This is a genomic window from Brevibacillus sp. HB1.3, from assembly GCF_013186635.1.
GTDB classification, from domain to species: Bacteria; Bacillota; Bacilli; order Brevibacillales; family Brevibacillaceae; genus Brevibacillus; species Brevibacillus brevis_D.
In genome coordinates this window covers 142,353-166,317 of sequence record NZ_JABMIT010000013.1, presented here as the reverse complement: position 1 = coordinate 166,317, position 23,965 = coordinate 142,353, and the positions used below count along the sequence as shown (strand labels likewise).

At 49.2% G+C, this 23,965-nt stretch carries 22 protein-coding genes and 2 riboswitches; of the genes, 13 read left to right on the top strand and 9 right to left on the bottom strand.

Annotation, left to right across the window (positions count from 1 at the left end; all coding sequences use genetic code 11):
• Positions 1 to 34: 34 nt before the first annotated feature.
• On the bottom strand, positions 35 to 1,201 hold the full coding sequence (locus tag HPY31_RS24765) for an MFS transporter (protein WP_172142852.1): 1,167 nt from the start codon (positions 1,199 to 1,201) through the stop codon (positions 35 to 37).
• Between the two features lie 157 nt (positions 1,202 to 1,358).
• Here HPY31_RS24765 and HPY31_RS24760 point away from each other — a divergent pair, with 157 nt between their 5' ends.
• Positions 1,359 to 1,799: an Lrp/AsnC family transcriptional regulator gene (locus HPY31_RS24760; protein WP_012684114.1), complete on the top strand. Its 441-nt coding sequence runs from the start codon at positions 1,359 to 1,361 to the stop codon at positions 1,797 to 1,799.
• Positions 1,800 to 1,884: 85 nt separating this feature from the next.
• Here the strand turns inward: HPY31_RS24760 and HPY31_RS24755 are convergent, their stop codons facing one another.
• The 6 genes from HPY31_RS24755 to HPY31_RS24730 form a co-directional block, all read right to left on the bottom strand.
• Entirely contained in the window at positions 1,885 to 2,916 is a 1,032-nt protein-coding gene (locus tag HPY31_RS24755) for a cytochrome d ubiquinol oxidase subunit II (RefSeq protein WP_172142851.1), read from the bottom strand.
• A complete protein-coding gene (locus HPY31_RS24750; protein ID WP_202890543.1) occupies positions 2,913 to 4,247 on the bottom strand; it encodes a cytochrome ubiquinol oxidase subunit I in 1,335 nt (444 codons plus the stop codon). Before HPY31_RS24750 ends, HPY31_RS24755 begins: the two co-directional genes overlap by 4 nt.
• Before the next feature lie 163 nt (positions 4,248 to 4,410).
• On the bottom strand, positions 4,411 to 5,184 hold the full coding sequence (locus HPY31_RS24745) for a pirin family protein (RefSeq protein WP_172142849.1): 774 nt from the start codon (positions 5,182 to 5,184) through the stop codon (positions 4,411 to 4,413).
• A gap of 54 nt (positions 5,185 to 5,238) precedes the next feature.
• Positions 5,239 to 5,625, bottom strand: a complete 387-nt coding sequence (locus tag HPY31_RS24740; protein WP_137031275.1) for a DoxX family protein — start codon at positions 5,623 to 5,625, stop codon at positions 5,239 to 5,241.
• Between the two features lie 75 nt (positions 5,626 to 5,700).
• Positions 5,701 to 6,327: an FMN-dependent NADH-azoreductase gene (locus HPY31_RS24735; protein WP_172142848.1), complete on the bottom strand. Its 627-nt coding sequence runs from the start codon at positions 6,325 to 6,327 to the stop codon at positions 5,701 to 5,703.
• A 140-nt stretch (positions 6,328 to 6,467) separates the two neighbouring features.
• Positions 6,468 to 6,914 (bottom strand): MarR family winged helix-turn-helix transcriptional regulator, encoded by a 447-nt coding sequence (locus tag HPY31_RS24730; protein ID WP_012684120.1) that lies wholly within the window; start codon positions 6,912 to 6,914, stop codon positions 6,468 to 6,470.
• A 192-nt stretch (positions 6,915 to 7,106) separates the two neighbouring features.
• On the opposite strand from HPY31_RS24730, the gene HPY31_RS24725 reads away from it, so the two are divergent.
• Positions 7,107 to 8,207, top strand: coding sequence for a carbohydrate kinase (locus HPY31_RS24725; RefSeq protein WP_064203385.1), 1,101 nt, complete (start codon positions 7,107 to 7,109; stop codon positions 8,205 to 8,207).
• 3 nt (positions 8,208 to 8,210) lie between these two features.
• Positions 8,211 to 9,137 (top strand): pseudouridine-5'-phosphate glycosidase, encoded by a 927-nt coding sequence (locus tag HPY31_RS24720; protein ID WP_012684122.1) that lies wholly within the window; start codon positions 8,211 to 8,213, stop codon positions 9,135 to 9,137.
• Positions 9,138 to 9,215: 78 nt separating this feature from the next.
• Here the strand turns inward: HPY31_RS24720 and HPY31_RS24715 are convergent, their stop codons facing one another.
• Positions 9,216 to 10,127 (bottom strand): VanZ family protein, encoded by a 912-nt coding sequence (locus tag HPY31_RS24715; RefSeq protein ID WP_253901933.1) that lies wholly within the window; start codon positions 10,125 to 10,127, stop codon positions 9,216 to 9,218.
• 394 nt (positions 10,128 to 10,521) lie between these two features.
• Here HPY31_RS24715 and HPY31_RS24710 point away from each other — a divergent pair, with 394 nt between their 5' ends.
• The 7 genes from HPY31_RS24710 (at position 10,522) to HPY31_RS24680 (ending at position 17,907) form a co-directional block, all read left to right on the top strand.
• On the top strand, positions 10,522 to 12,942 hold the full coding sequence (locus tag HPY31_RS24710) for a heavy metal translocating P-type ATPase (protein ID WP_172142847.1): 2,421 nt from the start codon (positions 10,522 to 10,524) through the stop codon (positions 12,940 to 12,942).
• A gap of 64 nt (positions 12,943 to 13,006) precedes the next feature.
• The gene (locus HPY31_RS24705; RefSeq protein WP_012684125.1) at positions 13,007 to 13,207 is read left to right on the top strand and encodes a cation transporter; all 201 of its coding nucleotides are present in this window, start codon (positions 13,007 to 13,009) and stop codon (positions 13,205 to 13,207) included.
• 747 nt (positions 13,208 to 13,954) lie between these two features.
• Positions 13,955 to 14,101: riboswitch (cyclic di-AMP (ydaO/yuaA leader) on the top strand.
• Positions 14,102 to 14,229: 128 nt separating this feature from the next.
• Positions 14,230 to 14,439 (top strand): hypothetical protein, encoded by a 210-nt coding sequence (locus tag HPY31_RS24700; protein WP_172142846.1) that lies wholly within the window; start codon positions 14,230 to 14,232, stop codon positions 14,437 to 14,439.
• A 57-nt stretch (positions 14,440 to 14,496) separates the two neighbouring features.
• Positions 14,497 to 15,723: a quaternary amine ABC transporter ATP-binding protein gene (locus HPY31_RS24695; protein WP_216675797.1), complete on the top strand. Its 1,227-nt coding sequence runs from the start codon at positions 14,497 to 14,499 to the stop codon at positions 15,721 to 15,723.
• Positions 15,707 to 16,546: an ABC transporter permease gene (locus HPY31_RS24690; RefSeq protein ID WP_172142844.1), complete on the top strand. Its 840-nt coding sequence runs from the start codon at positions 15,707 to 15,709 to the stop codon at positions 16,544 to 16,546. The genes HPY31_RS24695 and HPY31_RS24690 overlap by 17 nt, the downstream gene beginning before the upstream one ends.
• Positions 16,543 to 17,478, top strand: a complete 936-nt coding sequence (locus tag HPY31_RS24685) for a glycine betaine ABC transporter substrate-binding protein (RefSeq protein WP_172142843.1) — start codon at positions 16,543 to 16,545, stop codon at positions 17,476 to 17,478. Before HPY31_RS24690 ends, HPY31_RS24685 begins: the two co-directional genes overlap by 4 nt.
• A gap of 18 nt (positions 17,479 to 17,496) precedes the next feature.
• A complete protein-coding gene (locus HPY31_RS24680) occupies positions 17,497 to 17,907 on the top strand; it encodes a hypothetical protein (protein WP_172142842.1) in 411 nt (136 codons plus the stop codon).
• A gap of 56 nt (positions 17,908 to 17,963) precedes the next feature.
• Here the strand turns inward: HPY31_RS24680 and HPY31_RS24675 are convergent, their stop codons facing one another.
• Positions 17,964 to 18,332, bottom strand: a complete 369-nt coding sequence (locus HPY31_RS24675; protein ID WP_012684130.1) for a Na-translocating system protein MpsC family protein — start codon at positions 18,330 to 18,332, stop codon at positions 17,964 to 17,966.
• A gap of 242 nt (positions 18,333 to 18,574) precedes the next feature.
• Positions 18,575 to 18,721: riboswitch (cyclic di-AMP (ydaO/yuaA leader) on the top strand.
• Positions 18,722 to 19,423: 702 nt separating this feature from the next.
• Here HPY31_RS24675 and kdpA point away from each other — a divergent pair.
• The 3 genes from kdpA to kdpC all read left to right on the top strand — a co-directional run bounded on the left by kdpA (position 19,424) and on the right by kdpC (position 23,954).
• Complete coding sequence (gene kdpA / locus HPY31_RS24670) at positions 19,424 to 21,097, top strand: potassium-transporting ATPase subunit KdpA (RefSeq protein WP_172142841.1); 1,674 nt, start codon at positions 19,424 to 19,426, stop codon at positions 21,095 to 21,097.
• A 218-nt stretch (positions 21,098 to 21,315) separates the two neighbouring features.
• Positions 21,316 to 23,355: a potassium-transporting ATPase subunit KdpB gene (kdpB, locus tag HPY31_RS24665; protein ID WP_172142840.1), complete on the top strand. Its 2,040-nt coding sequence runs from the start codon at positions 21,316 to 21,318 to the stop codon at positions 23,353 to 23,355.
• Positions 23,356 to 23,390: 35 nt separating this feature from the next.
• Entirely contained in the window at positions 23,391 to 23,954 is a 564-nt protein-coding gene (gene kdpC, locus HPY31_RS24660) for a potassium-transporting ATPase subunit KdpC (RefSeq protein WP_172142839.1), read from the top strand.
• Positions 23,955 to 23,965: the final 11 nt, after the last annotated feature.

Genomic DNA, 23,965 nt, shown 5'->3' with positions numbered 1-23,965 from the left:
GGGTTTTTCTCGTCTCCAGTGCAAAGTTTACGTTTTACGCTTGCAAGCTTTCCTGCCTTTTTTCCTGAGCAAACGAAGCCCATGCAAAGCCAAAGCCGACGAGGACGAGCAGACCGCCGACCCAGCTAATGTGAACAATCCCTACATGGTCTACGATCACTCCACCAAGTCCTGCACCTAGCGCCAGCCCAAGCTGAAAAACGGAGGTGTTCATGCTGAGGGCCACCTGCGAAGAGTGAGGGGACAGCGTGATCAAATAATACTGCTGGGCTGGAACGGTTGTTTGCACGGCAGCGACCCAGAACATAACCGTGATGATTGCCCACGTGAACAGTTGCGAAGACAGCGGCAGGATCAGCAGGATAGCCGCATGGAGAAGCAAGCTGACATACAGCGTGGGGCGAATCCCCCATCTGTCGGTGGAGACGCCTCCGATCCGTGAGCCGGCCACACTAGCGAGGCCTGCCAAGAAAAGCGTGGTGCTTACCCAAGCAGTTGTCATGGCGGAAGTGCTCTGTAGAAGCGGAGTAATGTAGGTATAGACGGTAGAATACCCTGTGACAAAGAACAAAGAGATAAACAGCGCATGAATCACCCGTTTGTTGCCGAGTGCGGCCAACTGCTTGCGTAGCGGGACGGCTTCTTCCCCCTGCTGCTTCGGCAAATAGGCCAAGATGGCGAAGAAGGGAACGAGTGTCAGGACGGCAATGAGCGCGAAAACAGGACGCCATCCCCAGATGTCTCCCAGCATGGTACCAAGTGGAACCCCAAGCACGAGCGAGAGGCTGAAGCCCATGAGGATGATCGCGATGGAGCTGGCTTTTTTCTCTGGGGAGGCCATGTTAGCAGCTTGCGCGAGAGCTACCACGGTGTAGATGCCTCCGCAAAGCCCCAGTAGAATACGGGATACCATCAGTAGGGAGAAGCTTGGGCTTATGGATGCGAGCACGTTTGCCACTATGAAAGAAAATAGCGTCCAAAGGATGAGTTTTTTGCGCTCTACTCCCGCGGTGAGCGCGATCAAGACCGGGGCCCCAAAGGCAAAGGCCAGGGAAAAGGCGGTCACTAACTGACCAGCAAGGGAGAGGGAGACATGGGTGTCATCTGCGATCATACCGATGATTCCGGTCACGATTGACTCAGCAGTGCCAATCATGAATTCTCCCAAGGCCAGTAATAGGATTAAAAATTTTTTCGGCAAGGTGGTTCACTCCTCGGGCTAACAAAATTGATGTAGTGACATTTTACAAAACGATTTCTATAATTTACATACATGAACCAAGGTGTTTTCGATGGATGGATTTCTATATACAAGTTATTTTGTAAAAAACACTTATGGATTTGAAAGGGTGATCTGCGTGGACCAAATTGATTACAAAATCATGAGCTTGTTGCACGAAAATTCGCGGATACCGTTCGCGGAGCTGGGGAGAATCATCGGGATGACGCAGCCTGCCGTGAAGGAGCGGGTCCGTCGTTTGGAGGAGCAGGGAATCATTACGGGCTACCACGCGTCGATCTCTCAGGAAAAGCTGGGTAAGCACACGACTGCTTTTGTCATGTTCCGCACCAAGCAATGTGCGGCGTTCATCGATTTCTGCAAGCAATCGCCGGAAGTGACGGACATGTACCGGATCAGTGGGGAGTATAACTACATGCTGAAGGTGGTAACAAGGTCGACGGAGGAATTGGTTGCCTTCTCGGAACGCACTGGCGATTTCGGCTTCTCCTATACATTGATCGTGCTAACGGCGCCGTTTGAGCAAAAAATGATGCTGGAGGAAGAGAAAATCTTCTGATCGTGCTTTTGTGCTTTTGACCGAAAAAAAAGAGGCTCCGCCGTATCAGGGCGAAGCCTTTTTCCTTTTGCATATCGGGAAGTTGCTATTTTTGGCGGACGTATTGCTCGTCCCTCATAAACAGACGCCAGAAATAAATAAAACCGGGTACGAGAATCGCAAAGCCGACTAAATAACAAATGAACAGAGCGTGGAACGTATCCGGGTGTGTAAAGCTGGACTCAATCGTCACAGTGGGATAGACGATGTAGGGGAGGCGTGCTGCACCATACGCATAGCTGGCGAGCAGGTACTGCGTCGTGGCGACAATGACCGCAATCCGCGGAAGGTGGATGCCCAAGTATCGACGATCCTGGGGTACCAAGAGAGCGATATAGCTAATGAAAAAGCAGACCGCCGATGCAATAAGCCAAGGCAAATAGTCGAGAATGCGCTCATATAGCCATTTTGCCTCCAATTGCATCGTTATCACGGTAACCAATGCCGCAAGCAACGTAATCGGCCCCAGAAACACCGCATCCCGGCGATAGACAGAGAAAGCTTGCTTTTCACCTGCGACGAAGGAGTAGTCCGCGAGAAGCAGCGACGAGAGGTAGAGTGTGCTGCTGACGGCAAGACCAATAAAAGAATAGACGTGCGGGCTGGTCAAAAAGAGTCCCCAATCGAGAGACTCCACACCATTGACCGTTCGAGACAACCCGCCCTGTGTCACAGGAAGTACGCTGATTAACAGAGCTGGCACCAATATCCCGGTAACGCCAGAGACGATGCTGAGCATCTTATCATATCTGTGAATTAGATGAGAAAACACCATGAACGTACTGCGAATCAACATCAATAACACCACGAGACATCCGGGAACAAGCAGCAGGCTTGCCAATGTGTAGGTCGCGCCAGGGAAAAAGGTAACGAGTGCGACTACAATTAACACGATAAAGACATTCACGACCTCCCAGGAGGGCGAGAGGTAGCGATTGGCGATTTGAGTGGCTTTGGTTTTTTCCCGATTCAAATAGATCATCGACCAAAAACCAGCACCGAAGTCAAAGGAGGCCGCGACGGAATAGATGACGACGAAAATCCAGAGCAGCGTAATGGCAATAATCGTGTCGGTCATGCTGTTCCTCCGTCCACTTTGGGCTGTTCTGGCGGATCGAGCTCCAAGGGATGGCGGCCAAAATAGCTACGGAATACGAGTAGGGTGACGATCGCGAAAAATACATACACCGAGAGGAAAATCCAAAATAGAGTAGAGATGCCTGCTGCTTGGGTAGCGGCGTCTACTGTTTTCATCACACGATACACCACCCATGGCTGGCGTCCAGTGCAGGCAAAAATCCAGCCGAATTCGATGCCTAGCAAGGCGAGCGGGCCACTTACGACAAAGACCCAGAGAACCCAACGGGGATACTGAGAGCGCTTTAGGAGCTTCTTCCAAGCGAAGCCAATGAAACCAACGAAGATCAACAAGCTGCCGATGATAACCATCCCGTTAAATAGCGTATGGATGTAGAGTGGAGGCCACAGCTCCTTTGGAAAGTCGTCCAGACCGACCACGACCTCGTCAAAGCGGTTGGCGGCAAGGAAGCTGAGCGCCCATGGAATCTCGATGGCGTATTTGACTTTTTTCGTCTCGGGATCGGTAAAGCCGCCAATCGCGAGTGGGGCATATGCTTGTGTTTCAAACAGTCCTTCCGCAGCGGCCAGCTTTTCCGGCTGGTATTCATGCAAAAGCTGCGCCGATTCGTGACCGTTCAAGGCAGTTAAAAGGGAAAAGGTGCCTCCCACGATTAAACCGGCCAAGAGTGCTTTTTGGTGATACAAATAAACCCGACTCCCTTTTTCGGCGCGAAGCATTTTCCATGCTGCTACACCAGCGACGATGAATGCCCCCGTCATATAAGCAGAGACAGTTACATGACCTGCCGTCACGAAAAAGCTGGGATTAAAAAAAGCTTTCCAGGGGTCCACGTCGACGATCTGCCCATCGACCATCCGAAAGCCAGTTGGCGTGCCTTCAAAGGCGTGGACATTCGTAATCAGGATCGCGGAGGCCGTCGCACCAAGCAAAACCATAAACAAGCTCAGCAAGCGCATGTTGCGGGATAGGCGGTGAGCCGCGTAGACGTAGATGGACATAAATAAGGCTTCCACGAAGAAAGCGAATATTTCGATCTGAAAAGGCAGCGAGATCACCTTGCCGACAATCGCCATGAACCCAGGCCATAGCAGGGAAAGCTGGACCCCAGCAATCGTTCCAGAGGGGATCGCGACACCTAGCAAGATCGCCTGCGCTTTTGTCCAGCGTTTGGCCATAATCTCGTAATCGCGGTCACGCGTCCGCCAAAAGAGGAGCTCCACCAGCAAGATCATGAGCGGGAGACCAACGCCCATGGTCGCAAAAATAATGTGAAAGGCCATAGTCGTCCCGAAAATGGCTCTGGTCATCACGATATCTTCCACGTTCAACTTCCTTTCTGATCGGCACCAAAAATTGTTAACGATTTCCTCGTTAATGTCCCATGAGGAGGCGGAGTTTATACGAAAAAGACCGTCACAAAAATGTGACGGCCGTGCTTGATGATAGAATAAGGGCGTTTGGAAGAGTAGATTATTTACGATAGAGTGGATAATCAACCTCAGTTGGTACCTGAATCAACACCAGGCGGAGCGGAGCATCCGTTGATGCTGTGTAGATGGCTGTGCTGCTTTCCTCGGAGGAGAGAACGACAAAGTCACCTTTGGTTGCTGGGGTGTGATTCTCGCTGAGAGTTGCTTTCTCTGCAACGCTTCCGTTTCCTTCCACTATGACGACTGCGTGAGCATAACCAGCCGGGAGTTCTTGTGCATACGATTTTCCAGCGGGAATTGTGATATCACTCATCAAGGAATCCGTAACCAACTGAATGGGCGCAGGCGATCCGATGATGTGCTTCACTTGCACTCCATCAACATCCTCAGACGGAAACTCCTCATGATCATACTGATGGTAAGTTGGTGGTTGCTTCGTCGTTTGTGCCAAATGCGGTTCAAACCAGATTTGAAACATTTCCGTATCCTTGCCAAGCTCTTCAGCATGGTACGCGCCGGAACCGGTTTGCATGATCTGTGCGCCGCCTGTCGACACCTCTTGAAGATTTCCGAGCGTGTCTCGATGTCCGACTGTCCCTGTGAGGACATACGACAAAATTTCAAAGCCGGAGTGAGGGTGCAGCGGAATTTCAAATGTCTTCAGTGATTTTGCCCATGCCCAGTAAAAAAGTGGTCCTACCCGTTTGACAACGGAGCCTTCATGAGGGAAGCCAATTGGTTTGTTCTCTACGATTTCACCGTCGCCAAAATGTCCTTTTGCTTGCTCGTTCTTTGTATAGACGCGGATTTCCATCTGATGTTCCTCCCTTAGTACGATTGCTGGCTTACGGGTTGTAAGGAGTTACCATTAAAACAAGATGTATGCACCTGGACCGATCAACGCTACACCAATAACAACTGCCATTAATGTCAGGTTGTATTCGAATCCGTTTTGTGTGACCCAATATCCATTTTGACCGTGTACCTTCAAGATGGCAACCAGCATTGTGAAAGCAAGCAAAATAGCACTTGGCCAGATACCTACGCCTGCGGCAAACATCAGACCACCAACGAGCTCAGACAATCCAGCGACAAAGGCCATCGCTACGCCAGGTTTCACTCCGATGGACTCCAGCCAGCCGCCTGTTCCTTTCAAACCATAACCGCCAAACCAACCAAACAACTTCTGCGTACCATGACCTGCAAACGTCAAACCAATGACCAAACGAATCAACAACAATCCAGTATCCAACACTTTTCATCTCTCCTTAATTGTTTTTAATTAGTATATCTTTATTTTGAGATATTTGTCCAAAAAGGCTGGCGGGCCTTAGAAGGATTCCGCCAGTTTTACTGCTTTTTCTACACCAGCTGCAACGAGCTCAGCTGCTTTGTCTTGGAATTGGTTGTGACCTTCTACGATTACTTCGGTTACATTGCTAACGCCCCAGAAGCCGAGGAGCGTGCGAACGTATTTGTTTGCCATTTCCATCTGAGCCATAGGCCCTTCGGAATAAACGCCACCGCGTGCGCTCAACAGAGCTACTTTTTTGTCGCCCATCAGCCCAACTGGACCTTCAGCTGTGTACTTGAATGTTTTACCTGCTTGGGAGAGGTAATCCATGTACGAGTGCAGAACAGCAGGAACAGTGAAGTTCCACATTGGGAAAGCAAATACGACTTTGTCAGCTGTTGTAAACTGGTTCAGGTATTTGTTAACCAAGTCAGCACGTTTTTGCTCATCAGCAGACAGCTCGATGCCGTTTCCTGCTTTCCACATAGCAGTCAGCATGTCGTTACCGTAATAAGGGAGGTTTTCTGCAAACAGATCCAGCTCAACGATTTCGTCATTTGGATGTGATTCTTTGTATGCTTTCGTGAAAGCTTCGTACAGCTTTACACTTGTAGCCTGCTCAACTGGGCGATCGTTTGCTTTAATAAAAAGTACTTTACTCATGGAAATTTCATTCCCCTTCCGTTTAGTAAGTCACTAACTTTTAATGTGTAAATCTTGATTTTAAGATTATTACGTATCGGATCTTTTGTCAACACTTTTTTGAAAGATAGTGTTGGAGATCGGGGACGGGGACTGCTCTACTAATAAGTAGCTTGAGCAGTGCGTCCCAATTTTTTTAGCAGTTCGATTGCTTGACGCTGTTCTTCTGGTGTGAGACCTTCCATTGCTTTCTCAATTGCGAGTTGATGAGGCGGGAAGATTTCAGACAAAAATTGATGCCCTTTTTCAGTGAGTTCCGCAAAAATGACGCGGCGGTCTGCTGAACAGGGCTTGCGAATGAGCAATTGCTTCTTTTCGAGTTTGTCCACAACGTATGTGATGTTTCCGCTGGAGATCAAAATTTTTTCGCCAATTTGCTGCAATGGTTGAGGACCTTTATGAAATAATACCTCTAGTACACCGAATTCAGTTGGATTTAGTCCATGCTCGCGAATGTGACGATTGGAGTGAGCGGTAACCCAGTTGTATGACCTTGATAAAACGACAAAAAGATCGAGGGGATCATTTCGCAGTGGTTTGTCAGACATATGGACCCTCCTTTACATCTACATCGAAATTTCGATATCTCTAATTTAAGATAATCCTACATGATTGCATTCCTATTTGTCAAATTTAGAAAAAATAAAATGAAAAACACGCTTGTATAAACAGTTGTCTCCGTGATAAACTTTTGTTTGTAAACAAGCTGTGAAAGCGTAACAGAAGAAAGGAGGATGACCGTGGAAAAAGACATGCAGATCCTTCATCATATCCGGCAAAATCCTTTTATCACGCAACAGGAGCTGGCTGATCTGATTGGCATCTCACGTTCGGCGGTAGCTGGCTACATCGCACAGTTGACCAAACGCGGGGAAATCAAAGGACGGGCTTATGTACTTCGTGATGAAGGAATGATTGCTTGTATCGGTGGGGCCAACCTGGACCGCAAAGCACGCGGCAAGCAACAGGTTCGTCTACACTCATCCAATCCCGTAACGATTATGGAATCGTGTGGAGGGGTGGCGCGGAATATCGCGGAGAACCTCGGTCGTCTTGGCTGCAATACGTCCCTCATTACCAGCGTTGGCGAGGACAAAGAAGGCGAGTGGCTCTTGCAGGAGACGAAAAAGCACGGGGTGCACATTAGCCAAGTGTGGAGACTGCCTACACAGCGTACAGGAACGTATACGGCGCTTCTCGATATTGATGGCGAGATGGTTGTTTCCTTGGCGAACATGGATATTTACGATGCTCTTACACCAGAGATGTTCGCAGAAAAATGGTCGCACATTGCAGCAGCCCACGTGGTTTTCATCGATACAAACATTCCGGCGGACTGCTTGGCCTACATCATCGAACGTTGCCGGGAGGAAAACATCCTGCTCTTCGTTGACCCGGTCTCTTCCATCAAAGCAAAGAAGCTCCCACAGCAATTGGACGGAGTAGAAGCGATTTTGCCGAATCGCGAGGAAGCCGAGCTGATGGCTGGCATGAAGATCACGACGATCGAAGAATGCGCCGAGGCTTGCCGCAAGATCAGGGAACGAGGCGTCAAGCACGTCATCGTGACCTTGGGCGAAGAAGGCATTTACTATCAATCCGAGGACGTTGAGGAGCATATGCTTCCATATCCAACAGAAGTAGTAGATGTTACAGGTGCGGGAGATGCGTTCGCGTCAGGACTCTTGTATGGCATTGTAAACGGAGAGTCTTTCCAGAGGGCGTGTCGCCTTGGATTGGCAGCATCCGCTCTGACATTGCAAACAGAGCAGTCCGTATCTCCTCTATTAAAAGCAGAACAATTGGAACTGGCCGTAGAACAATTCGAAAAGGAGCGATAAGAGATGAAACAATATTTGACCTTTACTGAGGAAGTACGCCACGCACTGGAGAACAACCTGCCGGTAGTTGCGCTGGAGACGACGATTATTTCGCACGGTATGCCGTATCCGCAAAACATCGAAATGGCAAAAGAAGTAGAGCAAATCATTCGCGACAACGGTGCTGTACCAGCTACGATCGGGATCATGGACGGCAAAATCAAAATCGGTTTGACTGACAGCGAGCTGGAAGAGTTTGCGACGAACAAAAATGTAGCAAAAGTAAGCCGTCGCGACTTCGCTTACATTTTAGCTAGCGGTAAAATCGGTGCGACTACAGTAGCCGCTACCATGATCGCAGCTGAGATGGCTGGTATCCACATGTTTGCAACTGGCGGTATCGGTGGGGTACACCGTGAAGGCGAAATCACTTGGGACGTATCTGCTGACCTGACTGAGCTGGCGCAAACAGATGTAGCTGTAGTATGCGCAGGTGCGAAATCGATCCTCGATATCGGTCGCACACTCGAATATTTGGAAACGCAAGGTGTTCCAGTTGTGGGCTACCGCACGGATGAATTCCCTTCCTTCTTTGCTCGCAAAAGTGGATTTGGCGTAGACATGCGTATCGATACACCAGAAGAAGTCGGTAAGATGATGAACACTAAATGGGATCTGGGACTCAAAGGCGGTATGATTATCGCGAATCCAGTACCAGAATCTGATGCACTCAACCACGAAGAAATCGAGGCTGTGATCCAAAAAGCACTCGCAGAAGCAAAAGAAAACAACATTGCTGGTAAACAGGTAACGCCATTCATGCTCGATAAAGTGAAAAAGCTGACAGAAGGCAAGAGCTTGGCAACAAATATCGCGCTGGTGAAACACAATGCCGAAGTAGCGGCGAAAATCGCGGTAGCTTATCAGAAAGAAGCGAACCAAGGTAAATAAGAGAGATTGAACAACAAAATAGGGAAAGAAAAACGAGCCGCTAGAATCGCTTTCTAGGGCTCGTTTCGTTTATTTTACTCACTCCCACCAATGTTGCATTCCACGGATTCCAACATCCCATAGCTTAGCGTTTCCGGAAACGATAATGGTAATTTCGTTTACCTCGTTAAAAGGCATCTCCCTTAAAGCCTCTGCCCCTTGATAGGATTGTTCGTTTAACTGAGATAGTTCTTGTCCATCTACGATGATTATGGCTTCACCCTTTGAGCCCCCATTGTCGGGAATGCCGAAATAGAAAGAAAGCCAGACATTTTTTTGGTTCCCCAGAATATAGTGGTATGTTTTGGTTGATTCCCCTTCACTGCTATACACGTTCATTTTCGGCTCTATTCGTTCACCTGCTACCGAAAAGCTTGGGAGATTCTCAGTCATAGGTGTAGTTCCTGTCATTTCTTTCATAATCGTTAATGATTGAACGGGGCCTTCTCTTTTTTGGAGGATTTCAGAGACAACCATGACTCCAAATACAAGTACAACAATAGTTAGAGCCGAAGCCATGAGCTTTTTATAAGAAAGGTTTGAAGAAAATCCAACTCGATAGGCAACATAACCAATCGCTGCACCTATTGTATTGGATATCACATCATTTACATCAAAGCTGCCAAGGTATGTCAGGGCCTGAACAGTTTCTAGAACGAAAATCGCTAAGACAAACAAGGATATGAACTTCCCAAATCTGACACGATACAACAAGGGAAATAATATTCCAAAAGGGATAAAAGCAGCAACGTTTCCGAAATCAACAATCCATGAATAAGTTAGTTCTGGAAATGTAAGTGGTACTCCTTCTGGAGCAAGGATAAAGGTGTATCCATCTACACTAGTTGCACCGTCGAGCCTGTTAAACGCAAAGAACATAAAAAATAAAATGAAAATCGTATAGCATATGGTCCCAACTAAGATGATTTTCCGTGATTTCGTTTCCATCATTTCAATCTCCTTAAAGCCATTTGTGTCTGAATGATTTTACTCTGAATGAATACGTAAGTGATTAGCTGTTAGTCACATACTTCATTAACGGTGTGAAGCTCGGGGATGACATTGCTGTTAAGAAGTACTGCCATATGTTTGGAAGGAGACCGCCCGAACGAAGTGAGGAAAAAGGCGACTGGAAAACATGTGGCAGGGCTTCGTTCGGCACCAAGGATAGAGGACCACCCATCATTTTTCCCTGTGTTTTCAGCATTTGAAGTTTAGAAAAAAATTGAAAAAGGCACTTGATATACCCTTAGGGGGTATTGTATAGTAAAGGTGTGATCAGGAAACAACGTTAGGGAAACGATACGATAAAATATACCCCTAAAGGGTATTTGGAGGGATTATAATGAGTGCCAAAACAGCAGAGGCAACAGTCGCAATCTCAGGGATGACTTGCGCAGCTTGTGCACTGCGCATCGAAAAGGGCTTGGGAAAAATGGAGGGAGTGGAGACCGCCAACGTCAATCTGGCTTTGGAAAAATCCACAGTGGTGTTCGACCCAACGAAAACGAACATCGACGACATCCGCTCCAAAATTGAATCGCTCGGCTATGGCGTCGTCACTGACAAGGTGGAGCTAAACATCTCGGGAATGACATGTGCGGCTTGCTCCACACGGATCGAAAAAGGCTTGAACAAAACAGCTGGGGTTCTAAAGGCAAACGTGAACCTGGCGATGGAAACAGCCACAGTCGAGTACGATTCCTCACAGGTAAGTGTAACGGATCTTATTCAAAAGGTAGAGAAGCTAGGGTATCAGGCGACTCGCAAGGAAGATGGAAAAGAAGAAGAAAAAGTAGATCGTCGCCAGGAAGAAATCAAACGGCAGACCCGCAAGTTCTGGATTTCCGCGATTCTGTCGCTCCCACTGCTCTGGTCGATGGTGAGCCACTTTTCCTTCACCTCGTTTATCTGGCTGCCTGAAAGCTTGATGAATCCGTGGGTACAGCTCGCATTGGCAACACCGGTACAATTCATCATCGGAGCACAGTTTTACGTCGGAGCTTTCAAAGCCCTTCGCAACAAGAGTGCTAACATGGATGTGCTTGTTGCTCTCGGTACCTCGGCAGCTTATTTCTACAGTTTATGGGTCGCGATCAACTCCATCGGTGCTCATGGTGGCCACATGCTGGAGCTGTACTTTGAGACCAGTGCGGTACTGATCACGTTGATCGTTTTGGGTAAACTGTTTGAGATGAAAGCAAAGGGACGTTCTTCGGAGGCGATCCGCAAGCTGATGGGCTTACAAGCAAAAACAGCAGTAGTCGTACGGGATGGTGTAGAAATGACCATTCCTGTAGAAGAAGTGAGACTGGGCGACATCGTTCACGTGAAGCCGGGCGACAAAGTACCTGTCGATGGCATCGTCATGGAAGGACAGTCCGCAGTTGATGAGTCCATGCTGACTGGTGAAAGTATTCCGGTGGATAAAGCCGCAGGCGATACCGTCATCGGCGCCACCTTGAACAAAAACGGCTTTTTGAAGGTCCAGGCAACCAAAGTCGGAAAAGAAACGGCTCTGGCGCAAATCATTAAAGTAGTAGAAGAAGCACAAGGAACAAAAGCACCGATTCAGCGTGTAGCTGACAGCATCTCCGGGATTTTTGTCCCAATCGTAGTAGGGATTGCTATTCTTACCTTCTTGATCTGGTACTTTTTCGTTATACCTGGCAACTTCGGTGAGGCTTTGGAAAAAGCAATTGCTGTACTCGTAATCGCTTGCCCATGCGCCCTCGGTTTGGCAACACCGACCTCAATCATGGCTGGCTCTGGACGCGCAGCTGAGCTGGGCATCCTGTTCAAAGGCGGGGAGCATCTGGAGACGGCTCACCACTTGGATACGATCGTCCTCGATAAAACAGGGACTGTAACCAAAGGCGAGCCAGAACTGACAGACATCATCGCCATTGATATCGAAGAGCAAGAGCTGCTCTCTTTGGTCGGTGCCGCTGAGAAAAACTCCGAGCACCCATTGGCTCAAGCCATCGTTCGCGGAATTGCAGATAAAGGAATCACCTCGGCTGATACAGATTCGTTTGAAGCCATTCCTGGTTTCGGTATCCGAGCAACGGTTCATGGCAAAGAAGTACTCGTCGGTACGCGCCGTTTGCTGGAAAAATATCAAATTTCGTACCAAGCAGTGTCTGATACCATGCTGGCATTGGAGCGCTCCGGTAAAACGGCGATGCTCGCAGTCGTCGAAGGCAAGCTCGCTGGCTTGATTGCCGTAGCGGATACGATCAAACCAACCTCCAAGCAAGCGGTTCAGCGCATGAAAGCAATGGGATTGACTGTGATCATGATGACCGGTGACAACCGTCAAACCGCCGAGGCCATTGCCCGTGAAGCAGGAATAGATCACGTCATCGCAGAAGTCCTGCCTGAAGGCAAAGCCGCAGAAGTGAAAAAACTGCAAGAACAAGGCAAAAAAGTCGCGATGGTCGGCGATGGTATCAACGATGCTCCAGCACTCGCTACCGCTGACGTCGGTATGGCAATCGGTACAGGTACAGATGTGGCGATGGAAGCAGCCGATATTACCCTGATGCGCGGAGAACTGACTAGTGTCGCAGACGCTATCGAAATGAGTAAGCTCACCATCCGCAACATCAAGCAAAACCTGTTCTGGGCATTGGCCTACAACACCTTGGGCATCCCCATTGCCGCAATAGGCTTACTCGCTCCATGGCTTGCCGGTGCCGCAATGGCCTTCAGCTCCGTATCCGTCGTACTCAACGCACTGAGACTACAACGAGTAAAGCTGTAACAACAGTAACAAGCGGCTTTGTCCGCCTTACCTATACAACATAAAATGCAAGGAGAGATTGATCATGACTAATATCACATTGAACGTAGAAGGCATGTCTTGCAACAAATGCGTAGCGCGCATCGAGAACACATTGAAAGATCTGGGTGCAGAAGGTAAAGTCAACCTGGCTGAAAAAAAGGTTGAGGTTTCCTATAACGAGAGCAATTTGACTCTCGATGCAGTGAAAGAAGCTATTGAAGACCAAGGCTACGACGTCGTTTAATCATCGTGTTTGTGAAAAGCATAGCTCCTGCCTGATTCATTGAGGCGGGAGCTTTTTGGTGTTGAGGTAAAAGTGGCTGTAGTGGAGGGGAAGAAGCCCATTTCCAGTCTACGCTTCGGCCTACGCCCCGCGAGGGGGTAGACTGTCCGCTCCGAAATGAATGTCGGGAGCGCTTCAGAAGTAGAGTTTCGAGGATGTAATCTCAGAGGTTGAAGCTGAAAACCCCCGCCATTCATTTCGGAGCTAAGGAGGGCTCCAGAGGCGCTAGGACTGGAAATGTTCTTCTTCCCAAGCAGCTTTTTATTACATCTTGAAAGCAGCATTCAAGCTGTCTTTTAAAAAGCATGTAGACCCACAACAGCTCGTAGAGGAAACAGGAGAAATGAGCGAAGATCTTTGGACACACCTACCGAGGCGTAGTGAAAAAAAGCGAAACTGCCTTTAGCGTCCACCTCTGAGACACATCTTGATGGACTACTTTGGACGCGGTTTCGCTTTTTTTCACGGAGCCGGGCACCCCATGCTCCCGCGCAGGGGTTCCAAGAATCTGAGCGTTTTCTCCTGTTTCCTCCCCACCACAACAGCGAGTAAAAGGCACCAATATCTTGATTTTATGAGCAACGAACAGCTAATCCAATCCGACTCATAAAGAAAAACAGAATCCGGTTAAAACCATGCTAAACGAACGTTCACAATAACTGGAAGCGAGCGTATAATTCAAATCACAATCACCATTAAATAAGAGGCAACACAATACGGCCTAGTTCCGAGATTCTCGGAAGCGGGGGAACCAATCTTTTGGGGTTAATCCTGAGTGATCAGGAGGGATGAGGAAAAGTCTTCTCTGCCATCCTACCCGTCAGCTAACCTCGTCGGCCAAAGCAGGGAAGGTCATGGATGGATAAAGTCTAGGCATTTTATGCGCAACAAGGGGATTCCTTGCGGGCGTGTGATAGGCCGATACAGGCTTTTTCTTTGGGACCTTTGTTCTGGAGAAGAAGAATGGATCGGCCTATTTTTTTATGGAAATACCGACGAGCAGCTTATGCGATACAGACGCGAAGGAGATGGTGTGGATCGCTGGGAGGCAGTTGGTACGACATAAATCGCTGACAATCGAAAATCAGGAAGACAGAGTACAGGGGGTCCTGAAAATGGACGCCAGGTATTACGTAAGCCTGCGGATTTTCTACACGAGTAAAAATCAAGCGTGCCTGCTTGGGTTTGCTTGAGTGTGGAAGCTTCGCGGGCTTTTTGCATTTACGAAAAAACGAAGGATGAGAGATACCATGCCCAAAATGAAAGTCCATAAACTGACAAAAGTATTCGGCAAGCAGCCCGAGCTGGCCTTGAAGCTGCTGACGGAAGGACGTACGAAAGAACAAATATACAAGCAAACCGGCCAGTCCATTGGGGTCAATCAGGTCAGCTTTGAAGTCGAGGAAGGCGAAATCTTCGTCATCATGGGCCTGTCCGGCAGTGGCAAATCAACCTTAATCCGACTGTGCAATCGACTGATTGACCCGACGAGCGGAAGCATCGAGATCGATGGGGAAGAGATCGTGGACATGAAGGCGACAGCTTTGCGCGAGGTGCGGAGGAAGAAGCTCGGGATGGTTTTCCAAAGCTTCGCCCTGTTTCCGCAGCGGACGGTTCGGGAAAACGTGGAGTTTGGTTTGGAGATTCAACAAGTACCACCAGAGCTCCGGCAAGAAAAAGCACGAGAAGCACTCGCGCTCGTTGGATTGACCGAGTGGGAAAATGCGTACCCGGATCAATTGAGCGGAGGGATGCGTCAACGAGTCGGATTGGCCCGGGCGTTGGCTAATAATCCAGATATTCTCTTGATGGACGAAGCGTTCAGTGCACTGGACCCGCTCATTCGAAAAGATATGCAGGATGAGTTGCTGGAGCTTCAGATGACGATGAAAAAGACGATCCTGTTCATTACACATGACTTGCACGAAGCGTTGCGGCTGGGCGACCGGATTGCCTTTATGAAAGACGGGCAGATCATTCAAATCGGCCGCCCTGAAGAAATCATGGCAGATCCCGCGGATGAATTCGTGCGGAAGTTCGTGGAGGATGCCGACCTGTCCAGGGTGCTCGTTGCAGAAAATGTGATGAAACGGGCAGAAGCAATCACGCCAGACAAAGGGGCCCGAGTGGCGCTGCAACTCATGATGGATAACGGAGTGTCCAGCTTGTACGTCGTGGACAAAAAGCGCACACTGCTCGGATTGATTACGGCGTATGACGTATCACTCGCGATCAGTACGGGAGATTCACTGGAGGCGATCATGAAAACCGACCTCCCTACCGTTTCACCTGACGCACGTCTGCACAGTTTGTTCCCGATGATGGCAGACCTGCATGTCCCGATTGCGGTAGTGGGCGAGCAGCAGCGTTTGTTGGGTGTCATCGTAAAAGGAGCGGTGCTAGGCGGGCTGGTAGGTAAAGTCAATGTCCAAGAACATCAGAGAGCAGAGGTGATAAGTGATGGACGCCGTGCCTAAGCTGCCGATTGGCGAATGGATGGAAGGATTCGTGGAGGTGCTGGGCCAGTACAAAGGGGTATTGTTTGATCCGATGTCTATCATCATTTCCACGATGGTGACTTACTGCTCCACGGTTTTGGCAGAGATACCTTCGCTGATTCTCATCTTGCTGCTAGGGGCCGCCACGTGGGTTTTTGCAGGGAGAGCGCCTATGGTCTTTACGGTGATCGGACTTTCTCTTATTCACAACTTGGGGTACTGGGATGAAACGATGGAGACATTGGGACTTGTCCTCACTGCCACCATGATTTCGATCACTATCGGGATTCCGGTGGGCATTCTTTGCGCGAGGCACGATACGTTTCGTAATCTCGTCACGCCAGTACTGGATTTGATGCAGACAATGCCAGCGTTCGTATATTTAATTCCCGCGATCTTTTTCTTCGGCTTGGGCGAGGTGCCGGGTGTCATTGCCTCCGTTATTTTTGCTTTGCCGCCAATCGTGCGTCTTACGAACTTAGGCATTCGTCAGGTCCCAGCGGAAATGGAGGAAGCGGCGGACGCCTTTGGCGCAACTGGCTGGCAAAAGCTCGTGAAAGTACAACTGCCATATGCGAAATCGACGATCTTGGCGGGAGTTAATCAATGTATCATGCTCGCCCTGTCGATGGTGGTCATAGCGGCTATGATCGGGGCGAAAGGCTTGGGTGCAGATGTATATCGCGCCGTTTCGCAAGTGGATATAGGAAGAGGATTCGAGGCGGGGTTATCCATCGTGATCATCGCTATCGTCTTGGATCGGCTTACCCAACATGCAGGAAAAAAGGAGCGAAACACATGATGAACAAAATGGTTCCAGCTATATTGGCGGTCATGATGGGAGCGACAGCTTGGCTCGCAGGCTGCTCTAGTCAAAACACAAACACACAAATACCGACAGCAACGGTGGTCGGTCCGATTCCTTCTGAGACGTCGGACAACGTACTAGGAGAAAAGCTCGACTACAAAATCATCGGAATCGACGCAGGAGCAGGCTCGATGGTAAAGACAGAGGAAGTCATGAACCTGTATGGCTTGGATAAATGGCAGCTTGTCGAAGGCTCAGATGCCGCTATGACAGCAGCTTTGATCAAGGCGTACGAAGCGAAGGAACCAATTATCATAACGGGCTGGACGCCGCACTGGATGTTTAAAAAGATGGATTTGAAATACTTGGCGGACCCAAAGAACGGCTTTGGCGGAGCGGAACAAATTCATACCATCGTGCGCAAAGGGCTGAAAGAGGATCAGCCTGCTGCCTATCAATTTCTCGATAAGTTCTACTGGGAGCCAGCGGATATGGAGTCGGTCATGGTTCAAATGATTGACGGAAAAGATCCGGAAGTGGCCGCAGCGGAATGGGTAAAAAACAATGAAGCCAAAGTAGCGAAATGGGTGGAGGGCATACAGCCTGTCCAAAAAGAGAAGCTGACTCTCGCTTATGTAGCATGGGATTCCGAGATTGCCAGCTCGCACGTCGTAGAGCATGTGCTTGAGCAGAAGCTGGGGTATGAGGTCGAATTGAGCCAGGTGCAGACTGGACCGATGTGGGCAGGTGTGGCCATTGGGGATGTAGATGGGATGGTTGCAGCGTGGCTGCCGTCTACAGATACGAGCTATTTGAAAAAATTCGGTGGGCAAATCGAGGATTTGGGTCCGAATCTCGACGGAACCAAAATCGGACTCGTGGTTCCTTCGTACATGAACATTTCGTCCATCGAGGATCTTCAATAGGGAAGGGGAGGCTCTGCTATGAAGCACTATCTCGTAATGGGCAAGGGGGAAGCATTCACTTCTTTTGTTCAGGCACTATGCTGCGACAGTTTGCCTGCATTTTGGGGAAGAAATCCTGGTGCCTTTTCATTGACGGTGGGGTCTGGAGACAAGACGATTCAGCGTTTTTTGCCCATCTCATTTGACGAGTGCTACCGCGATCAGGAATCCTTGCTGCTCTACCATTCCGTCTACATTTTTCCCGATGAGTGGGCGGAGGGACGAGACTTCGTTACACTGTTCAGGCAACTGGGTTCCTGCCGGATTTTTGTGATGACACAGGAGCATCGGAACGCGATGTTATACAAGGCGCTCGGGGCGAATCACGTCATCGTGAGTCAGCCCGGGTATAAGGGTTACGGCTGGTTGGCTGAACAGATGAGTGGCTAAGAGAGGAATAGAAAAGGCTCCGCCTGCACATGAGGTGGAGCCTTGTTTTTGTAAAATTAGCCCAACATTTTTTCGAGGTCCTTGTCCAATACATAAACCTCGATCCGTTCACCCATCTTCGTGCTGATGTCGCTATGGCTCGATAGTACCTTACAGCTGGTCAGCTTTTCTACGATTTCTTCCGATTCTTCGCTGTACATTTCACGAAGAACCTCGCGCATTTCTTTGACGATGCGGCGACCTTTATCGTGACTGGACAGATGCTTTTCTTCGACGGTGAGAACGCCCTTGAACCTAGCGATAACCATATCACCGACGATGTAGGTCTTCGCTTCCTGCGGACCTCGTCCAATCAGTTCGCGTTGAAATTTTATGAATGCTTCGCTGATTTCAGCTTCAAGCTTTTTCTTGTTAGAGATGGCCAAACGCCATACCTCCCATAATTTATCATTGTGCCTAATATTACTCAGCAGTCTTGGGGCTGTCAAACAAATAGGCTGATAATGTGAAAACGCAAGAGAAACGATGAAATATCATGATCGGATGAGGCCTGATAGGTTTAAACCGCTTACACGGATAAAGAATGCAAAAATCGTGTGAAAAAGACTGAAATAGGACATTAACATCCGATTATGCCAGACGTATAATGAGATTCGTAACCAACAATTGCAAAATATGGCCAAATCCCGAGGCACTCGGGAACGGAGGACCCAATCAGTAGGGGTTAATCCCACGAATGAATCGTGGGAGGGATGAGAAACTCTTTCGCCATCCTACCCGTCAGCTAACTTCGTCGGCTAAAGCGAGGGAGGTCTAAAGACCGCCTATTTGAGGAGGCCTTTTTGTTATCCGTATGGAACGACAAGGGTTGACTCGAAACGTAATGCAGGTCTTTTCGTTTTGCTCAAAAACGGTTAATGACCGTTGTTACTTACAAGAAAATAGTTGTTTTTTTGAAAAAGGAAACGGGAGACAAAACGCAAAGAAGGCAACTTCAAGTCGGCTGGGCGTTAGGTAGACCAATGAGTACTTTTTCTCCGATACAAAGGATCGTTTTTATTTGCCGCGAAAAGGCGGGCGACTTCTTTCGCCTGTTTATCTTTCGCTCGGTCAAATGTGGCGATCTTTCGGGGAAATCGTAAGCATTGGTCTATTTTTTATCCCAAATGGCGGGTTTTCTTCAAAAAAGAAAGCTTGTACAGGGGATAGCGAGAGAGACGACTCGGTCAGACTTCACGGAATCATTCATACGGCAAAAAAGGAGGGACATGGCATGGACGTGGTTTCCATACTGCTCTTGGCGCTTTCATTCGGTGTATTTTTTGCACTCATCAAGTTTTGTGACGCCGTGGTAAGAGAACAGGGAGGGAAAGAGAAATGATCTGGTTGCTTTTGATTATGGCAGGGCTTGCGATGTACCTGTGCCACGCATTGATTTACCCGGAAAAATACTAGGGGTTACCCCAATCATTTGTTTATTTGGAGCTATTTTTTAAAGGGAGTAGGAGGAACTGTCGTGGACTTTATACAAATAGCATTGGTTTTGGTGGTGCTTTTCGTGCTCGCCATACCGATGGGAAAATATTTGGCACGCTCCTTTTCGCTGGAGACGACCCGATTGGACCGTGTTTTTGGCGGGTTGGAAAAAGCGATATACAAGCTGTCTGGCATTCGCGTAGCAGATATGACCTGGAAGCAGTACGCAATGGCTGTTCTGGTCAGCAACATTTCAATGGTGGCGATTGCTTATCTCTTGCTTCGTTTGCAAGGGATGTTACCTGGAAACCCGAGTGGAATCGCGGCGATGGAGCCGTTACTTTCTTTTAACACGGCTGTCAGCTTTTTGACGAATACGAATCTTCAGCATTACAGCGGGGAGAGTGGATTGTCGTATCTATCGCAGATGCTGGTCATTATTTACCTGATGTTTACCACGCCAGCGACAGGGATCGCGGTCGTAATGGCCTTCATGCGAGGGCTGACTGGACAACGCAGCATTGGTAACTACTACGTAGACCTAGTACGTGCTCATACACGTGTGTTGATTCCACTGGCGATTGTCGTGACATTGCTCTTGGTGTCCCAAGGCGTGCCACAGACGATGGAGCCGACCGCAACAGCGACAACCATTAGCGGAACGGAGCAACAAATCGCTCGCGGCCCGGTTGCTTCACTCGTATCGATTAAGCATTTAGGAACAAACGGGGGCGGATTCTTCGGGGTAAACTCTTCGCATCCGTTTGAAAACCCGACACCGCTAACAAACGTGATCGAAATTTTGTCGATGTTCTTGATCCCGGCGGCACTGCCGTTTGCATTCGGCTTCCTGGCGAAGAGCCGCAAGCAAGGCTGGGTTATTTTTGGAGCGATGTTCGTGATGTTCCTGGCGTTCCTGATTACGGCATATGCCAATGAAGGAAACGGCAACCCTGCGCTGGAGCGGGCTGGTCTGTCACAGGAAATGGGCAGCATGGAAGGAAAAGAAGTCCGATTTGGCATCGCACAAAGCGCCTTGTTCACCGCCGTGACAACAGCGGCAACGACAGGAACCGTGAACAACATGCACGATACATTGACACCACTTGGCGGCTTGGTTCCGCTCGGTGAAATGATGCTCAACTGCGTATTCGGCGGAGATGGCGTTGGAACGATTAACATTTTGATGTATGCGATTTTGGCTGTATTCTTGGCGGGCTTGATGGTAGGGCGTACGCCTGAATTCCTCGGCCGCAAAATCGAGGGAAAAGAGATGAAGCTGATCGCCATTGCGATTCTCGTTCATCCCCTGATTATTTTGGCGCCAACCGCCATTGCATTGGCAACAGAAATGGGATCGTCCGCAGTGTCGAACCCAGGCTTCCACGGCATTTCACAAGTGCTGTACGAGTACACTTCTTCCGCAGCCAACAACGGTTCCGGTTTTGAAGGATTGGGCGACAACACGCCTTTCTGGAACATTTCTACCGGACTCGTCATGCTGTTTGGCCGATACGTCTCGATCATTACGATGCTGGCAGTAGCAGGCTCCTTGCTCGCAAAAACGCCGGTACCGGAAACGATGGGTACACTGCGCACGGACAATAGTGTATTCACAGTGATTTTGATTTCAACTGTGTTGATCGTAGGCGCACTGACATTTCTGCCTGTGCTTGCGCTCGGCCCAATCGCCGAGTGGCTTACAATCCGATGACAAGGGGAAGTTCAAAAAGTCATCTTTTGATCACGAAGTAATCATGAAAGCTTATTCGACATCGAAATTGGCGTTCACCATCGAAGTCCGGTGCTCATGTAGGTCCCCTACACTCCGCTCCTCCTTCTTCAGGTTCTCGCCACTTTCTCGGTGCTGAAAAGCTGACTTTTTGAACATCGATTTGAAAATGAATACTAGAGGCAAAGGAGTAATTTTCCATGAGTAGAACGCGCACGGTTGCGCTTCCTAAAGATTTGTATCAACGGGCCTTTGTCGAGTCTTTCAAAAAACTGGACCCGCGTGTGATGATGAAAAATCCAGTCATGTTTGTGGTAGAGATCGGGTTCTTCATTACGCTTCTCCTGACGTTTGTGCCCAATTTGTTTGGGGGGGCTTCGGACCCGTTTTACAACGGCGTCGTCAGCTTGATCCTGTTCGTGACGATTTTGTTCGCCAACTTCGCAGAGGCCTTGGCAGAGGGTCGCGGCAAAGCACAGGCAGAGAGCTTGAAAAAAACGAAGCAGGACACGCAAGCAAAAAAAGTGGGGAAAGATGGTCGCATGCAGGTCGTTAGTTCCACAGAACTTCGAAAAGGCGATCTAGTCATCGTAGAAGCAGGCGAGTTGATTCCATCCGACGGGGAAATCGTCGAAGGTGTCGCCTCTGTGGACGAATCAGCGATTACAGGTGAATCTGCTCCGGTCATTAAAGAAGCAGGTGGCGATTTCAGCTCTGTCACGGGAGGCACACGTGTCGTTAGTGACCGCATCCGCGTCCGTGTGACGACTGATCCCGGCGAATCGTTTTTGGATCGCATGATTTCGTTGGTGGAAGGTGCGAAGAGACAGAAGACTCCGAATGAAATCGCGTTGAATACGCTGTTGGTCAGCTTAACATTAATTTTCCTGATTGTTTGCACGACTTTGCTGCCGATAGCCAACTATGTACATGCAGCCATTCCGGTTGCGACACTAATTGCTTTACTCGTTTGCTTAATTCCAACCACGATTGGCGGACTCTTGTCAGCGATTGGGATTGCGGGTATGGACCGGGTCACGCAGTTTAACGTTATCGCCATGTCTGGTAAAGCCGTAGAGGCATCCGGTGACATCAACACCATTATTTTGGATAAAACGGGAACGATCACGCATGGTAACCGGATGGCTGCCGAGTTTGTCACCGTAGGCAACAGCAAGAGCACGGAGTTGAACCGAGTAGCTGCACAAAGCTCGGTTCATGACGAAACACCGGAAGGACGCTCTGTTGTAGAGCTGGCGAAAAAACAAGGGCTGGCACCTGCTGAATTGGAATTGCCCGGTTCCGAAGGCGTGGAGTTCCGCGCTGAAACAAGAATGAGCGGGACGAATCTGGCAAACGGCGTTGTCATCCGTAAAGGGGCCGTCGATGCCATCAAGAAATACGTGGTAGAGCAAGGGGGCAACATCCCTGCTGACTTGGATGAAAAAGCAAACCGGATTGCAACAGCTGGCGGCACGCCATTGGCTGTAGTAGAGGGCAATGCGATTCTCGGTTTGATTTACCTGAAGGATACCGTAAAGCCAGGGATGCGCGAACGCTTTGAAGAGCTGCGCCGGATGGGAATTCGTACGGTCATGTGTACGGGAGATAACCCGCTGACAGCAGCGACGATTGCCCGCGAAGCAGGTGTGGACGATTTCGTAGCCGAAGCCAAGCCGGAAGACAAGATTGCGCTGATCCGCAAAGAACAAGCGGCAGGCAAGCTGGTCGCTATGACAGGTGACGGCACGAATGACGCGCCAGCTCTCGCACAAGCCGATGTTGGTCTGGCGATGAACACGGGTACGGTAGCGGCGAAGGAAGCAGCGAACATGGTCGATCTGGATTCTGACCCGACCAAAATCATCGAGGTCGTGGCGATTGGCAAGCAGCTTTTGATGACACGCGGTGCATTGACGACGTTCAGTATTGCTAATGACGTAGCGAAATACTTCGCGATCATTCCTGCGATGTTCATGCTGGCGATCCCACAAATGAGTGCGCTCAACATTATGGGGCTGGCTACACCGCAAAGTGCGATTTTATCAGCGTTGATCTTCAATGCGATCATCATCCCGATTCTGATTCCGTTGGCGATGAAAGGTGTGAAATACACACCGATGAGCGCGACAAAGCTACTGAGCCGCAACCTGGTGATCTATGGCTTGGGCGGAATTATCGTTCCGTTCGTGGGCATCAAGCTGATTGACGTGATTTTGAGTGGATTGAATTTAATTTAATTCATATTGAAAAAAGAAAGCTCAGGTGAACCGATATGATTTTAAAAAATTTGCGTCTCAGCCTCGTTTTGCTGCTGATTTGCGGCGTTGCCTACCCGCTGGCGATGACAGGGATTGCACAGGTTGTCATGCCTGCCCAAGCAAGTGGTAGTCTCATCACCGATGGGAGCGGCAAGGTGGTTGGCTCCGAGCTGATTGGGCAGACCTTCACCGATCCGAAGTACTTCTGGGGCCGCATTTCTTCTATTGATAACAATGCGTCAGGCTCTGGCTCGAACAACTACGCGCCATCCAACCCGGCGCTGATCGAACGTACGCAAAAGGATATCGCCGCATTTCTGGCAGCGAATCCTGGCGTGAAGCAGGAAGACATTCCGGCTGATTTGCTGACCAACTCCGCTTCCGGTCTGGACCCGCATATCTCGCCAAAGGCTGCCCAGATACAAGTGGAACGCGTAGCCAAGGCGCGCAATCTCGAACCGGTACAATTACAGGCACTGATTGAAGCCAATACAGACGGAAGAAGCTTGGGTGTATTCGGGGAGCTGCGTGTCAATGTAGTGAAGCTGAATTTGGCTTTGGACGAATTGAAGAAGTAAAGAATGAAGGA

Coding starts and splice junctions, on each gene's coding strand:
- HPY31_RS24755 (WP_172142851.1), bottom strand. CDS start 2,916: ATGACCGACACGATTATTGCCATTACGCTGCTCTGGATTTTCGTCGTC.
- HPY31_RS24750 (WP_202890543.1), bottom strand. CDS start 4,247: ATGACCAGAGCCATTTTCGGGACGACTATGGCCTTTCACATTATTTTT.
- HPY31_RS24745 (WP_172142849.1), bottom strand. CDS start 5,184: ATGGAAATCCGCGTCTATACAAAGAACGAGCAAGCAAAAGGACATTTT.
- HPY31_RS24735 (WP_172142848.1), bottom strand. CDS start 6,327: ATGAGTAAAGTACTTTTTATTAAAGCAAACGATCGCCCAGTTGAGCAG.
- HPY31_RS24730 (WP_012684120.1), bottom strand. CDS start 6,914: ATGTCTGACAAACCACTGCGAAATGATCCCCTCGATCTTTTTGTCGTT.
- HPY31_RS24720 (WP_012684122.1), top strand. CDS start 8,211: ATGAAACAATATTTGACCTTTACTGAGGAAGTACGCCACGCACTGGAG.
- HPY31_RS24715 (WP_253901933.1), bottom strand. CDS start 10,127: ATGATGGAAACGAAATCACGGAAAATCATCTTAGTTGGGACCATATGC.
- HPY31_RS24710 (WP_172142847.1), top strand. CDS start 10,522: ATGAGTGCCAAAACAGCAGAGGCAACAGTCGCAATCTCAGGGATGACT.
- HPY31_RS24705 (WP_012684125.1), top strand. CDS start 13,007: ATGACTAATATCACATTGAACGTAGAAGGCATGTCTTGCAACAAATGC.
- HPY31_RS24700 (WP_172142846.1), top strand. CDS start 14,230: ATGGAAATACCGACGAGCAGCTTATGCGATACAGACGCGAAGGAGATG.
- HPY31_RS24695 (WP_216675797.1), top strand. CDS start 14,497: ATGCCCAAAATGAAAGTCCATAAACTGACAAAAGTATTCGGCAAGCAG.
- HPY31_RS24690 (WP_172142844.1), top strand. CDS start 15,707: ATGGACGCCGTGCCTAAGCTGCCGATTGGCGAATGGATGGAAGGATTC.
- HPY31_RS24685 (WP_172142843.1), top strand. CDS start 16,543: ATGATGAACAAAATGGTTCCAGCTATATTGGCGGTCATGATGGGAGCG.
- HPY31_RS24680 (WP_172142842.1), top strand. CDS start 17,497: ATGAAGCACTATCTCGTAATGGGCAAGGGGGAAGCATTCACTTCTTTT.
- kdpB (WP_172142840.1), top strand. CDS start 21,316: ATGAGTAGAACGCGCACGGTTGCGCTTCCTAAAGATTTGTATCAACGG.
- kdpC (WP_172142839.1), top strand. CDS start 23,391: ATGATTTTAAAAAATTTGCGTCTCAGCCTCGTTTTGCTGCTGATTTGC.